The sequence below is a fragment of the Amycolatopsis sp. TNS106 genome (genome assembly GCF_019330265.1).
GTDB lineage: Bacteria > Actinomycetota > Actinomycetes > Mycobacteriales > Pseudonocardiaceae > Amycolatopsis > Amycolatopsis lurida.
In genome coordinates, this window is the sequence record NZ_CP024972.1 from 8,263,249 (window position 1) to 8,276,119 (window position 12,871).

The 12,871-nt window shown below is 70.3% G+C and carries 13 protein-coding genes; 8 read left to right on the plus strand and 5 right to left on the minus strand.

What is annotated here, in order from left to right; translation table 11 throughout:
* Positions 1–164 precede the first annotated feature (164 nt).
* A complete protein-coding gene (locus tag CVV72_RS38385) occupies positions 165–1,328 on the minus strand; it encodes a DUF418 domain-containing protein (protein ID WP_219149353.1) in 1,164 nt (387 codons plus the stop codon).
* Positions 1,329–1,482: 154 nt separating this feature from the next.
* Here CVV72_RS38385 and CVV72_RS38390 point away from each other — a divergent pair, with 154 nt between their 5' ends.
* Positions 1,483–2,439, plus strand: coding sequence for an alpha/beta hydrolase (locus CVV72_RS38390; protein WP_219149355.1), 957 nt, complete (start codon positions 1,483–1,485; stop codon positions 2,437–2,439).
* Here CVV72_RS38390 and CVV72_RS38395 read toward each other — a convergent pair.
* The gene (locus CVV72_RS38395; protein WP_219149357.1) at positions 2,385–3,068 is read right to left on the minus strand and encodes a TetR/AcrR family transcriptional regulator; all 684 of its coding nucleotides are present in this window, start codon (positions 3,066–3,068) and stop codon (positions 2,385–2,387) included. The two genes, CVV72_RS38390 and CVV72_RS38395, sit on opposite strands and share 55 nt — an antisense overlap.
* Before the next feature lie 102 nt (positions 3,069–3,170).
* Between CVV72_RS38395 and CVV72_RS38400 the strand changes: the two genes are divergently transcribed.
* Positions 3,171–3,596, plus strand: a complete 426-nt coding sequence (locus tag CVV72_RS38400) for a GNAT family N-acetyltransferase (protein WP_219149359.1) — start codon at positions 3,171–3,173, stop codon at positions 3,594–3,596.
* An 84-nt stretch (positions 3,597–3,680) separates the two neighbouring features.
* Here CVV72_RS38400 and CVV72_RS38405 read toward each other — a convergent pair whose 3' ends face one another.
* A complete protein-coding gene (locus CVV72_RS38405; RefSeq protein WP_219149374.1) occupies positions 3,681–4,214 on the minus strand; it encodes a cysteine dioxygenase family protein in 534 nt (177 codons plus the stop codon).
* Positions 4,215–4,307: 93 nt separating this feature from the next.
* Between CVV72_RS38405 and CVV72_RS38410 the strand changes: the two genes are divergently transcribed.
* Entirely contained in the window at positions 4,308–5,174 is an 867-nt protein-coding gene (locus tag CVV72_RS38410; protein ID WP_219149381.1) for a LysR family transcriptional regulator, read from the plus strand.
* Positions 5,175–5,212: 38 nt separating this feature from the next.
* Here the strand turns inward: CVV72_RS38410 and CVV72_RS38415 are convergent, their stop codons facing one another.
* On the minus strand, positions 5,213–6,505 hold the full coding sequence (locus tag CVV72_RS38415; protein ID WP_255632394.1) for an amidase family protein: 1,293 nt from the start codon (positions 6,503–6,505) through the stop codon (positions 5,213–5,215).
* Positions 6,506–6,606: 101 nt separating this feature from the next.
* Between CVV72_RS38415 and CVV72_RS38420 the strand changes: the two genes are divergently transcribed.
* From CVV72_RS38420 to CVV72_RS38435, 4 genes are read left to right on the plus strand one after another with little or no spacing between them, the layout of a single operon-like run.
* Positions 6,607–7,590 carry an ornithine cyclodeaminase gene (locus CVV72_RS38420; protein WP_219149384.1) on the plus strand — a complete coding sequence of 328 codons (984 nt, stop codon included), beginning with the start codon at positions 6,607–6,609 and terminating at the stop codon, positions 7,588–7,590.
* Positions 7,581–8,927, plus strand: coding sequence for a Y4yA family PLP-dependent enzyme (locus CVV72_RS38425; RefSeq protein ID WP_219149386.1), 1,347 nt, complete (start codon positions 7,581–7,583; stop codon positions 8,925–8,927). Before CVV72_RS38420 ends, CVV72_RS38425 begins: the two co-directional genes overlap by 10 nt.
* Complete coding sequence (locus tag CVV72_RS38430; RefSeq protein ID WP_219149388.1) at positions 8,924–9,982, plus strand: PLP-dependent cysteine synthase family protein; 1,059 nt, start codon at positions 8,924–8,926, stop codon at positions 9,980–9,982. Before CVV72_RS38425 ends, CVV72_RS38430 begins: the two co-directional genes overlap by 4 nt.
* Complete coding sequence (locus CVV72_RS38435; RefSeq protein ID WP_219149391.1) at positions 9,979–11,361, plus strand: MATE family efflux transporter; 1,383 nt, start codon at positions 9,979–9,981, stop codon at positions 11,359–11,361. Before CVV72_RS38430 ends, CVV72_RS38435 begins: the two co-directional genes overlap by 4 nt.
* Here CVV72_RS38435 and CVV72_RS38440 read toward each other — a convergent pair.
* Positions 11,337–12,299 carry a hypothetical protein gene (locus CVV72_RS38440; protein ID WP_219149393.1) on the minus strand — a complete coding sequence of 321 codons (963 nt, stop codon included), beginning with the start codon at positions 12,297–12,299 and terminating at the stop codon, positions 11,337–11,339. The genes CVV72_RS38435 and CVV72_RS38440 overlap by 25 nt on opposite strands.
* Positions 12,300–12,426: 127 nt before the next feature.
* On the opposite strand from CVV72_RS38440, the gene CVV72_RS38445 reads away from it, so the two are divergent.
* Positions 12,427–12,852, plus strand: a complete 426-nt coding sequence (locus CVV72_RS38445) for a Fur family transcriptional regulator (RefSeq protein ID WP_219149395.1) — start codon at positions 12,427–12,429, stop codon at positions 12,850–12,852.
* Positions 12,853–12,871 lie beyond the last annotated feature (19 nt).

Genomic DNA, 12,871 nt, shown 5'->3' on the forward strand with positions numbered 1-12,871 from the left:
CGCGGATCGCGGGCGCTCGCCGATCACCGGACGGCGGCTTGCTCCGCTGCGGCGATGAACCCGGCGAAGTGGCCACCTGGCTCCTGCGTCTCGCCGACCCGGCATCCAGCCGGCTCACCGGCCAGGTCCTCACTCTCGATGGCGGGCTTGAACCGCTCTGAGCGTCATCGCGTGTAGAGGCGATGCATGAGCAGTTCGAGCGGGCCGCGATCGAAGCGCCGGAGCCACAGGGCGGCGAAGCCGACGTTCACCAGTCCGACGAAGGCCCAGAGGCCGACGATCCACCAAGGGCGGGCATCCGCGAAACGCTCGGCGAGGCCGAGGCCCCAGCCGTAGCACAGGGCGCCGGCCAGCAGATTCTGGAGCACGTAACAGGAGAGCGCGGTGCGGCCGACCGCGATCAGTCCACTTCGGACCATCCCGGGCCGGTCGCGCATCCGGAGGGTGAGGTGGGTGACCAGGGCGAGCAGGCCCACGGCGACGAGCGGGGGCGCCAGGTACCGATCGACGAGCAGCCAGTCCGGGCCGCTGAATCCGGTCAGCACGTTGAGTGGCAGGCCCACGGCGAAGCCGAGCACGAGCAGGCGGGAGCGGAGCCGCCTTCCCTGATCCGTGTCGTCGAAAACGCCTGCCCTGCGGAGACGGGAACCGAGCAGAAACAAGACGACGGCGGAGGGCACGATCAGCACGATCTCCGCTCGCAGCAAGAAGAAATCGTGCAGCCGGACGGATACCTGCGCGGGCCAGCTCGCGGTCGTGGAGGGGTCGACCGGGGCCGGCTCTCCGGAGACGTCCGGGGTGGCGACGAGCAACGCGGTCGCGGCGAGCACCAGCGTCACGTAGGCGCCGCCCACCACGACGACGACGTTCCGCACGATCCGATCGCTCCGGCCGACCAGGTACGCGACGAGCAGCGACGTGAGCCCGTAGGCCATGAGCACGTCGCCTTCGAACACCAGCAGGAAGTGCGCGACGCCTTCCAGGAAAAGGATTCCCGCCCGGAGTGGATACCTGCCCGGCCAGGGGGCGCCGCGCCTGCGGGCGGACTGGTACTGCAACTCCAGTCCCACGCCGAACAGGATCGTCAGCAGCGCGAGGAATTTGCCGTTGCTCAGCACGCGTAAGCCGACTTCGGCCCGTTCGGCGAAGGTCGTCGCGGTACCGACGAAATCTTGGAGGAAACCCGCGGGCCCGCCGGGATGCGCGAACAGGAACACGTTCGTCCCGAAGGTGCCGAGGATCGCCACCCCTCGGAGCAGGTCCAGTGAGGAGATCCGGCCGCCACGGGAGTGTCGCGGGGCAGCGACTGCCGACGTCTGGTTACTCATGGTGTCGAGCCTGTCACCGCACGCGGCCGGCTACCTCCGTCGTTGGGACGATCCCGCCCCCTCACTTCGTAGCACGCCCGATCGGTGATGCACTTGCCGTTGCACGCACCGCGTGCATAATGGCGGTGCAGGCCACGACCAAGGGGAGCAAGAGATGACTGACGAGATCGCCGTCGAGCTACGGCCGCGGGAGCCGGACTTCTCGACGATCACGACCGAAGAACTGATCGCCTACCGTGAAGCGGAAAATCGGGCCCGGGCGGCCAAAGCGGCCCGGGCGTTCCTCGGGGAACCGGACGCCGGCGCCCTGATCGACTGGCGGGAGATCGCGTTGCCCGGCCGCGATCTGCCGGTCCGGGTGTATCGCCCGGCCGTCGGCGGCGACGTCGCCCTGCCGCTCGTGGTCCACGTCCACGGAGGTTGCTTCGTCGGTACCGCGGTGCAATGCGACTGGCCCAACAGCCGCTTCGCCGCCCGGCTGCCCGCGGTGGTCGTCTCGGTCGAGCATCGCCTCGTCTCGCCGGGCATCACGCTTCCGGACGCGGCCGACGACGGCTGGGACACACTGGTCCACGTGGTGCGTCACGCCGGCGAATGGGGTGTAGACCCGGAACGGGTGGCGGTGGTCGGCGAGAGCTTCGGAGGGTTGATCAGCGCGCTGACCGCCATCCGGGCCAGGGAAGGCGGGCCGCGGCTCAAGGCGCAGGTGCTGGTCAATCCGGCGGTCGACGTGACCGACTCGATGGACGACTATCCCTCGATCGCCGAGTACGCCTACAGCCCGACCCGGGCGCTGCCTCAACTCCAGCTCGTCCGCCGGCTTTCTGCGCCGCCCGGCGTCGACGCCCGCGCGTGGTCGCCCGTTCGCTTCGACGACCTGAGCGGGCTCCCGCCGGCGCTCGTGGTGGTGCCCACCCGCGACGCGCTCGCCGATCACGGCCGTCGCTACGCGGAACGGCTGCGCGAAGCCGGGACCGAAGTGCGCCTTTCCGAATATCCGGGCGCGAGGCACGGATTCCTCACGCTGCCCGGGGTGGAGCCGCAGGCCGAGGCCGCTCAGGTGGAGATTTCCGAGTTCCTGCGCGAGGCGCTCGCTTCGACCTCGAGCTGATCGAGGTGCGCGGCGAGGATGTCCGCGTAGGCGTTCCGGCGGTCGGCGCCGAGCGGGAGGATTTCGCGGGCGAAATGGGCCAACGCGGGGAAGCTTTCCGGGTCGGCGCCGAGAACGGCGACCCGGAACGATTCCATGCCGTGTTCGCGCTCTTCCGCGGCGAGAGTGCCGATACCGCCGTCCGCGGCGTTCAGCGCGGTCACGAGCACCGCGATCCGGTGATAGTGGGCGGGAACGCGCTCATCGGGCAGGCCCGATGAGCGCAAAGCCTGGAGCAGCGCTTCCATGACGGCACGCGATCCGCCGCCGCCCGAGGCGTAGCGCCCCCAGACGGTGGCGATCTGGGGCTGCCGGGCGAAGACCTCGCGGAGCCGGAACGCGATGTCGGTGACGCACTGTTTCCAGTCGCCCTCGGGTTCGTAGCCCTCCATGGCCGTGAGGAGTGCGCGGTCGGCGATGGCGCGCAGCAGTTCGGTCTTGTTCCGGAAATGCCGGTACAGACTCGAAGAATCGGTGCCGAGCACCGCGGCGAGCTTGCGCACGCTGAACGCCTCCGCGTCGCCGCCCTCCAGCAGTTTTCCTGCCGCGTCGAGGATGTCGTCGCTGGACCAGCGCCGTCGACCTGTCATCACCGGTACTTCTTCCTGTCGCCGTCAGTGGCACAGTTTACGATCGCACGCGCCGGGTGCAACGCCGTCAGCGCGCCCGGTCCGGGAAAGGGGCAAGCAAGCATGGACGACTCGTACCGCCTGGAAGCGGGCTCGCCGTCGGTCGACGATTACCTGAGGTTGCGTCGCGAGGCGGGGCTCACCGAGCCGGCGCGGGAGCAGGCCGAACGTGGGGTCGACGGCGCTTGGGCCTCGGTCAGGGTGATCCACCGGCCCACCGGGGAGATCGTCGGGATGGGCCGGGTGATCAGCGACGGCGGCTGGTACTTCCACATCGTCGACATGGCCGTTCTCCCCGCCCATCAGCGGCGCGGTATCGGGGACGCGGTCCTCGACGCCCTTCTCGCCGAGATCGACGCCGCGGCTCCGGGCGCGTACGTCAATCTTCTCGGCGATCCGCCCGGATGGCGGCTTTATCAGCGGCACGGGTTCGTCGAGACCGCTCCCGGGACCATCGGTATGCGGCGCGCATCGGCGGCGAACTCCTGACAAAGTCCGCGCCGGGGTATGCCCTTTCGCGATGCCGCCGGGAAATGAGGCAATAGGCGAAATGGACCCAAACGCTTACGCCTTTTACTGCGAAGCTGCGCGCATCCGGTAATTTCGGCGCACGCTGGTCCCCTTGCCGAGGTCGGCGCCGTAGACGTGCAAGGTGATGGCGATGGTGTCGCCCTCGTTGTGCACCTGGTGGATGTCGTCGGGCGGCGCGACGCCGCTGACCGACCCGGCGGGGCGTTGCCGCTGCGCCGTCCGGACCAGCCGGTCACCGTCGATGTCGAAGATGTTCTCGGTCTCGGTTCCTTGGAGGACAAGGAATGTGCACCACACCAGGTGGTCGTGGATCTCGGTGAGCTGGCCGGGCCGCCAGACCAGCGCGACGATCGAGAACTCGGACTCGGTGTGCAGGGTGGTGCGGGTGTACCCCTCGGGTGAACCGGCTCGTTCCGCCTCGGTGAGCAGCGCCGGAGTCGGCCGGAGTTCGGTGAGAACGGCCGCCACGGCCTGTGCGATGGCCAGCGGTTCCGAAGTTCTCGCGGTGCATTGGCGAAGACGTTTTATCAGCTCGGCGAGGCCGGGTCTGGCAGTGGTTTCGGGGGCGACGGTCATTTGTTCTCCTCTCGTTGCTTCTCATCGTGGTCCGTTGTCCGCCCCGGCGTCCAATGACGACTTTCTTCCATTCACATAGGTATTCTCTATTCCATGCTGAACCTGGTGCAGCTCTCGGTGCTGGCGGCGGTCGCCAGGCACGGTTCGATGACCGCGGCGGCGAAGGAACTGCATTACACGCAGCCGGCGGTGAGCCACCATCTCGCGAGGCTGGAGGCCGCGACGGGGGCGAAGCTGGTCCAGCGGATCGGTCGCGGCATCCGGCTCACGCCCGAGGGGAAACTGCTCGCGACCCGCGCGGCCGAGATCGTCGGCCGGGTCGAAGGCGCCGAGGCCGAGCTGGCCGCGCAGGTGGGCTTGCGCGCCGGGCGGGTTCGGCTGGCGGGGTTCCAGTCGATCTTGAGCACCATCGTTCCCGGTGCGGCTGCCGCGCTGGCCCGCGACCATCCCGGACTCGAACTGGGACTGGTCGACGAACATCCGGGCGAGGCCCTGCGCATGCTGCGGGACGGCCGGATCGACGTCGCCCTGATCTTCCGGTACGCCGACACTCCGCGCGAGGAACGGGGACTCCGGCTGGTGCACCTGCTGGAGGACCCGATCTACCTGCTCACCAGCGAACCGGGGCAGACCATCGCCGATCACCGCGAGTCGACCTGGATCGGCGGCTGCGCCCGGTGCCAGGACGAACTCGTCACGATCTGCGGACGGGCCGGGTTCGCTCCGCGGATCTCGATGGTGAGCGACGACATCGTCGTCATGCAGGCGCTGGTCGCGGCCCGGATGGGGGTGACAACGCTGCCGCGGCTCGCCCTCCGCGCCCACCGGATGCCCGGCATCCACGCCACCGAACTGGCCGAAGACCCCCGTCAGATCTATGCCGTCACCTACGGCGACCCGCCCGACCCGCCCGCCGCGGTCGCGCTCATCGACGCGCTCCGGGCCAGCATCCGGGCTTGAGGCGGCGGAGTGCCGGAACCGGTGTCTCTTGTGGACGGTCAGGGACGCTCGAGGATCCGTTCGACGAAAGCGCCGGCGGCCAGCAGGTTCCGGTCGTCGCCGACGGCGCCGTCGAGGGCGAGCCCGGCGGGCAGGCCGTCGCGGTCGCGCCCCATCGGGACGGTCAGTCCCGGGAAACCCGCGATGCTGCCGGGCTGGCAGTTGCGGATGAAGGTCGAGAAGGTCGGGACCGCCCGCCCGCGATGGACGAACTTCTCGACGGCCGAGAAATCCCTGGCCGTCGCGGGTGTGGTGGGGAAGGCGAGCGCGTCGATCCCGCTGTCGACGAAGATCTTCGCGTAGGCGTCACGCAAAGCCGAGCGGGCGGCGAGGGCCGCCTCGTAGACGGCGGGCGCGACGCCCGGCACGATCGCCTCGGCGAAGATCGCCCGGACGTCGGCCGCGGCGACCTCGGCGACGAGCCGCTCGAACGACACCTCGGGCACGTAGTCGGCGAGGTAGGACCGGAGCGCGACGCCCGCTTCATGGACCACCAGCGGCATTCCCTGGTCGGCGACGAGTTCGGCGAGGGGCGTGTCGTCGATCGGCACCAGGCCGACGCCTGCCGAACGCAACCGGGCGAGCGCGGCGTCCCATAGTTCTTCGACGTCCTCGGCCAGATCGCCGGTCAAGAAGCCGTGCGGCACACCCAGCCGGACGGCGGAGTTCTCGATCAAGGGTGCCGGCTCTTCTCCCGCGAGCACCGCGTCGAGAAGGGCGAGATCGGCGACCGTGCGGGCGATCGGCCCGGCCGTGTCCCGGGTGGTGCTCAACGGGGTCATGCCGCCGGACGGATAGCGGCCCGAGGTCGGCCGGAAACCGCAAACCCCGTTGAGCGCGGCGGGAACCCGCACCGAACCGCCGGTGTCGGTGGCCAGGCCCGCTGGAACGATGCCCGCCGCGACGGCGACCGCGGTCCCGCCGCTGCTGCCCCCGGCGAACCGGGACGGGTCGCAGGCGTTGCGCACCGGGCCCAGCGGGGTCGTGTCGCAGGTGATGCCGAACGCGAGTTCGTGCATGGCCGCCTTGCCGACGACCACGGCGCCCGCGTCCACCAGGCGACGGACCACCTCCGCGTGCTCACGCGGGACGTGGTGCGCGAGAGCCGGGGTGCCCGCCGTGCTCGGCATGCCCGCGACGTGGATGTTGTCCTTGACCACCACCGGGATACCGGCGAGCGGGCCATTCGCCCCCGGTGCGCCGTCGTCCGCCGCGAGATGGCTGATCGCGTTGAGGTGCCTGGCTTCTTCCGCGCGCGAGCGGCTTTCCGAAGCGCTCCGACGTCCGTCCACGGTCGCCAGCTTAGCGTGACAAGGCCCACAGTCGATGAAAAAGACAATCATTTTCATTAAGCTGCGGCGCGCCACCTTCCCACGAGAAAGGTCGATCGTTCATGAGCTCCGGTCCCTCGCTGCACATTCTCACGCGCTCGGATCTGCACAACCTCGAACTCACCCCGGGCGAGGCGATCACCATGGTCGAAGACGGTTACCTGGCCTACGCGTCCGGAGCTTCGCGGAACCCGGCGAAGCTGATGGTGCCGATGCCGGATCCCGCGCGGGACGCCGTCGCGTACTCGATGCTCGGCTACGACGGCTCGCTCGAACAGGCCGCGTTCAAGACGAGCTATCGCCAAGGCAGCACGTCGGCCGAGAAGTACTACACGACGATCACCCTCTACGACGACACCACGGGGCTGCCGTTCGCGCTCATGGACTGCCACCGCGTCGGCGCCACCCGCACGCCCGCCAGCACCGCGCTGATCGCGCGGTCCTGCGCCCGGCCGGGCGCGCGATCCGCGCTCATGGTCGGCACCGGCGCGCAGGGGATCCGGACGCTGCCGTACCTGCTCACCGCGCTGCCGGAACTGGAGCGGCTGCGGTTGTTCGGCACGCATCCCGACGGCCTGCGCGACAGCGTCGCCGCGGTGAAGGAGCGCTTCCCGGACCGCGAGGTCGAACTCGTCGACGACGTGGAGGCCGCGGCGCGCGAGTCCGACATCGTGGTCGCGGCGTCGGGCCGCGCGGCCCACCCGAAGATCCGCCTCGGCTGGCTGCCGCCGGGCGGGCTGCTGATCTCGGTCGCCAGCAAGGGGGTCCAGGAGGGCACGCTCGCCGAGGCCGACTACACCGTGGCCACCAGCGGCGCTCAGGTCGAGGTGACCGGGCAGCGGATGGCCGGCCAGGACGGGGTGTTCCGGATCGACGCCGAACTGCCGGAGATCCTCGCCGGTCGCGCGCCCGGCCGTCGTGGCGGCGAAGACCGGGTGTTCGCCTTCAGCAGCGGCATGATCATCACCGACATCCCGGTGGCGCACGCGCTGGCCGCCCGCGCCATCGCGGCGGGCCGCGGCCGGGAGGTGGCCCTGTGGACCTGATCGACACCCTTTCCCCGCCACTGCCCGCGCTCGAACGTCCTTGGGCGCCGCGCCTGCGTTACTCGGAAACCCTGTGGGAGATCGCCCGCGCGGTCGGTGGCGGGCCGTTCCACGTGATCCATCCGGCCACCTTCGCCGAGAACCTCGGGGGAATGGTCGCGGCGCTCGCGGCCGAGCGCGTCGAGGGCACCGTCTACTACGGGAAGAAGGCCAACAAGGCGGCGGCGTGGCTGCGGGAGTGCACCCGGCCCGGCACGGGCGTCGACGTCGCGAGCGTGCCCGAACTGGTGCACGCCCTCGGCAACGGCCTGCGCGGGGAGGCGATCGGGGTCACCGGCGCCGCCAAACCGGACGGCCTCCTCTGGCTCGCTCTGCGGCACCGCTGTCTCATCGCGGTGGACGCGGCCGACGAACTGGAACGCGTCGCGCGGATGGCCGCCGAACTCGGGGAGACGGCCCAGGTGCTGCTGCGGGTAAGGCCGCCTTCAGCGCCGGAGAGCCGGTTCGGTTTCGCTCCCGACGCCTTGAAGACGGCCGTACGCCAGTGCGGCGGCCCGGTCGTCTTGCGCGGTTTCTCGTTCCATCTCGACGGCTACGACCCCGTGCCGCGCGCGGAGCTGGCCGCGTACCTGATCGATCTGTGCCAGGACGCCCGCGCACTCGGGCAGCCCGCGTCGAAGATCAGTATCGGCGGCGGGATCGCCGTGTCCTATGTGGACTCCGGTGACTGGGCGCGGTTCGAGTCCGGCAGGCACGACGGCTGGTTCCACGCCGGCCGCAATCCGTCGAAGACCTATCCGTACCACCAGGCGCCTGCCGGGGCGGCCATGGTGACCGCGATCCTGCGGCACGAGATCGCCGGGAAACCGCTCGCGGAGCGCTTGCGCGCGGCCGGGATCGAGCTGCTGCTCGAACCGGGCCGGGCGCTCGTCGACGGCGCCGGGTTTTCGGTGTTCCCCGTACTGGGCTGCAAACCGGCCGGAGACCACCTGATCACCACGGTCGCGGGCCTGTCCATGAGCCTGTCCGAACAGTGGAAGGGCAGCGAGTTCCTGCCCGACCCGCTCCTGGTTCCCCGGGAAGCCCGGGAAGGCACCCCGGTGCGCACCGTCGTCGCCGGTTCGAGCTGCATGGAGTACGACGTGCTGACCTGGCGCGCGGTGGAACTGCCCGCGCGGCCGAGGACCGGCGATCTGCTCGTGTACCCCAACACGGCCGGCTACCAGATGGACAAGAACGAGAGCGGCTTCCATCAGCTTCCCCTTCCCCCGAAGGTGGTGGTCGACGGAGACCGCTGGCATGTCGACACCGACCACCCGATCCAGGAGATCCGATGACGATCGTCCGGCGCGCGTCCGAGCTGATCGGGAACACGCCGCTGCTGGAGCTCGCGCGCACCGGCACCGGGACGCGTCTCCTGCTCAAACTCGACCACCTCAACCCGACCGGCTCGTGCAAGGTCCGCATGGCCAGGCAGATGATCGACGAGGCGGAACTCGAAGGACGGCTGCGGCCGGGCGGGCATATCGTCGAACCCACCTCCGGCAACACCGGCAACGGGCTCGCGCTGGTGGCGCTGGAACGCGGCTACCGGTTCACGGCCGTGGTCGACCACCACGCCGCCAAGGAGAAGCTCCGGATGCTGCGCGCGCTCGGCGCGGAACTCGTGTTCGTCGAAAACCCGCCGGACGGCGGGGTCGGCTCGGTCCAGCGGCGGCGGATCGCGGCCCGGATCGCCGCGGAAACCGGTGCCTACCATCCGGATCAGCACAACCATCCCGGCAACGGCAACGGGTACGCCGGGCTGGCGCGGGAACTCATCGGGCAGCTCGGTGACGTCGACGTGCTCGTCGCGGCGATCGGCACCGGCGGCTCCCTGTGCGGGACGGCGCGTTCCCTGCGCGCGGCGGGAGCGGGCACCCGCGCGGTCGCGGTCGAACCCGTCGGCTCGATCATCTTCGGTGGCGCGCCGGGGATCTACCACCAGACCGGAGCGGGCAGCCCGGCCGGTTTCCCGATCGGGGACAACGTGGACCGGTCGGTGATCGACGAAGCCCATCGGGTGTCCGACAGCGACGCCTTCGCCGGGGCCCGCGTCGTCGCCCGGCGCACGGGAGTCCTGGTCGGCGGGACCACCGGCGGCGCGATCCACGTCGCACTCCGGCGGCTCTACGCGTATCCGGCCGGAAGTGTCGTCGTGGTGCTGTGCAACGACGCGGGGGAGAAGTACCTCGACTCGGTCTACGACGACGAATGGCTGCGTGCCAGGGGAGTGCTCGACGAACCGGCCCACCGCCGGATGGAGCGCTGGTTCGCCACCTACGCCGCGTCCGTGCGGGCGGCCGCCCGCGACCGGACGGCGCGTCCGGCGCCGGTGGCGGTGGGCGTATGAGCACGGCGGTGGCGACCCGCGGATACCGCGAGCTCGTCGCGCTGGCCGCGCCGATCGCGGGAATCCAGCTGGCCCAGGTGGCGCTCACCAGCGTCGACCTGGCCATGCTCGGGCTGCTCGGCGTGACCGCGGTGGCGGCGGGCGGGCTGGCGATCCTGCTCTACAACCAGATCCGCACCATGTGCGTCGGCATGGTCACCGGCGTCGGAAACCTCGTGGCCACGGCGGCCGGGGCGGGAGAACTCCGGACCGGCACCGGGGATCTCGACGAGCGGGCGCGCGACGAGATCCGGTCACTCCTGCGGTCCGCGCTGCTCGTCGCGACCCTGACCGCGGCGGCCGGCGCGGCGGTCCTTTGTGGACTGGCGGGCGCCTTGCCGTTGCTCGGGCAGAAACCGGAGGTCGTGGTGCTCGCCAGGGCGATGATGTTCGCGCTGGCCGGCGGTCTGTTCCCGATGGTGTGGCTGAACGTGCTGCGCCAGTTCGCCGTCGGACTACGGCGACCGGGTTCACTCCTCGCCGTGACGCTGGTGTCGATCGCGGTCAACGCCGCCCTCAACGCCGCCTTCATCTACGGCTGGTTGGGCCTGCCCGAGCTGGGCGTCGCCGGGATCGGACTGGCGACGACGCTGGTCCAGTTCTTCACGCTCGCCGTGTTCGCCTCGGCCGTCCGGCGGGATCCCTCGTTGCGCCCCATGGTGTCGCTCGCGCTCTGGCGCGCGGATCCGGTGGTGGTCCGGCGCATCGTCCGGCACGGGACGCCGATCTGTTTCACCTACGGGTCGGAGGCCGCGATCACCTCGATCGCGACCATGCTGATGGGCGCCTTCGGCCCGGCGATGCTCGCCGCGTCGAACGTCGCGAACCAGCTCGCGTACATCGTCTACCAGGCCAACATCGGCCTGTCGCAGGGATCGTCCATTGTGGTCAGTCGCGCGGTCGCCCACGGCGATCGCGGGCGGGCGCCGGTGATCGCCCGCCAGGCGCTCACTCTTTCCTGGTCGCTGATGGCGGTGGTGAGCCTGGCGTACCTGGTGGTGCCGGAGGTGCTGTTGTGGCCGTTCCTGCACGACGAGGCCGACGCGATGGTGCTCGGCACGGCGTCGGCCCTGCTGGTGTTCGCCATCGCGCAGCAGTACAGCAAGGGGACGCAGAACATCCTCGTCGGTCTGCTGCGCGGGCTCGGCGACACCGTCTCCGGGCTCCGCTGCACCCTCGTCGGGTACTGGGCGGTGGGCGTGCCGGCGATGTTCTTGTGCGCCTACGTGTTCGGCTGGGGCGGCTGGGGTGTCTGGACCGGTCTTTGCCTCGGCTTCGCGGCGACCGCGGTCCTGCTCGGACGCCGGTTCGCCGCTCACGGGCCCGGTTCGGCACGGTAACGGTCGATCCGGTGGAGCAGATCGCGGGCGGCGGGGTCGGTCGCGTGTCCGCGCAGGAACGCCGCCAGCGGCGCGAGCCGGTCCTTGGTACGGGTGGAACCGAGGCCGCGAGCCAGGTCCACCGCTTCGGAGCCGGTGCGGACGGCTTCGTCGAAATCGCCCTGGAGCGCGTGGTTCTGCGCGAGCATGATCAGGGTGAGCGCCAGGCTGCGGGACATTTCCGCGCCGTAACCGCCGACGGCGTCGCGCAGCCGTGCGATCGCGGCGTCGCAGTGCCGTGAGGTGACCGTCCTGGCCAGCTCGGTCAGGACGGTCCCTCGCATCGCGGCCATGTCCGTGGTGCCGAAGAAGGCTTCCCAGGGACGCGCGGGCGCCCAGGTGTCCGCGCTCTCGAACTGGCACTCCGCCCGCCCGAGGCAGCCGAGGGCGGCGCGTTCGTCACCGGCCTTGGCCAGCGCCCACGCCTCGTTGACCGTCAGGATCGCCAGCGCCCGCCGGGAGCCGGACCGGTCGGCGGCGGCCTGGCCATGGTGGAGCTGACGCAGCCCGTCCTCGACGTCGTCGTGGTGCAGCGCCAGCCTGGCGAGGCGGTAACGGATGTTGGCGACGAGATCGTCGTTTCCGGCTTCCGCGGCGAGACCGAGCGCGCGGTCGAACCGGATCCGCGCCGGAATCCGGCGGCCGATGTCGAATTCCGTCCAGCCGAGCAGATTGTGCAGATCGGCGAGCACGGTCAGCAGCCGTGGCCGGAGTGTGCCGGGGACCGTACCCCAATTGAGCAGCAGGCTGACCGATTTCACGACATGCACGGCGTCATGGGAAAAAGCACCACCCTGCCGGTAGTCCAGTGCACGCAGGACGTCGACGGCGTTTTCGAGGCATTCGACGTCGGTGATGCCGATGCGACCCGGCGGTTCGCCTTTTCCGGTCGTTGTCATGGACTCACCTCACGCAAGTCATGGCCCGGTTCACCGGCTACCCGGCGTGGCCCCGTCCGAAACCGGCTGTCACTCCTCAGGGGCCTTGATTTGACCGGTTCCAAAGAGGCTCTTATCGTCCTTGGTGATGTCCGACTTCGAGGCACAGCTGCGAGCTGTTTCGCTGCGCGTGACTCGGCCCCGGCTGGCCGTGCTCGCGGCGCTGCGCGATCATCCGCACGTCGACACCGAAACGGTGATAGCGCTGGTGCGGGCCGACCTTCCCACGGTCTCCCACCAGGCGGTCTACGACGTGTTGCGAGCGCTCACCGAAACCGGTCTGATCCGGCGTATCCAGCCCGCCGGCGCGCTCGCCCGCTACGAGACCAGGGTGGGCGACAACCATCACCATGTCGTCTGCCGTTCCTGCGGTGCGATCGCGGACGTCGACTGCGCCGTCGGTCCCGCCCCCTGTCTCACCGCCTCGGACGATCACGGGTTCGTGATCGACGAGGCGGAGGTCGTCTACTGGGGCCTGTGCCCCGGCTGCGCGGCCGACCCCGTCCAGCGATGAATTCGCCTGCCCGGAAGGA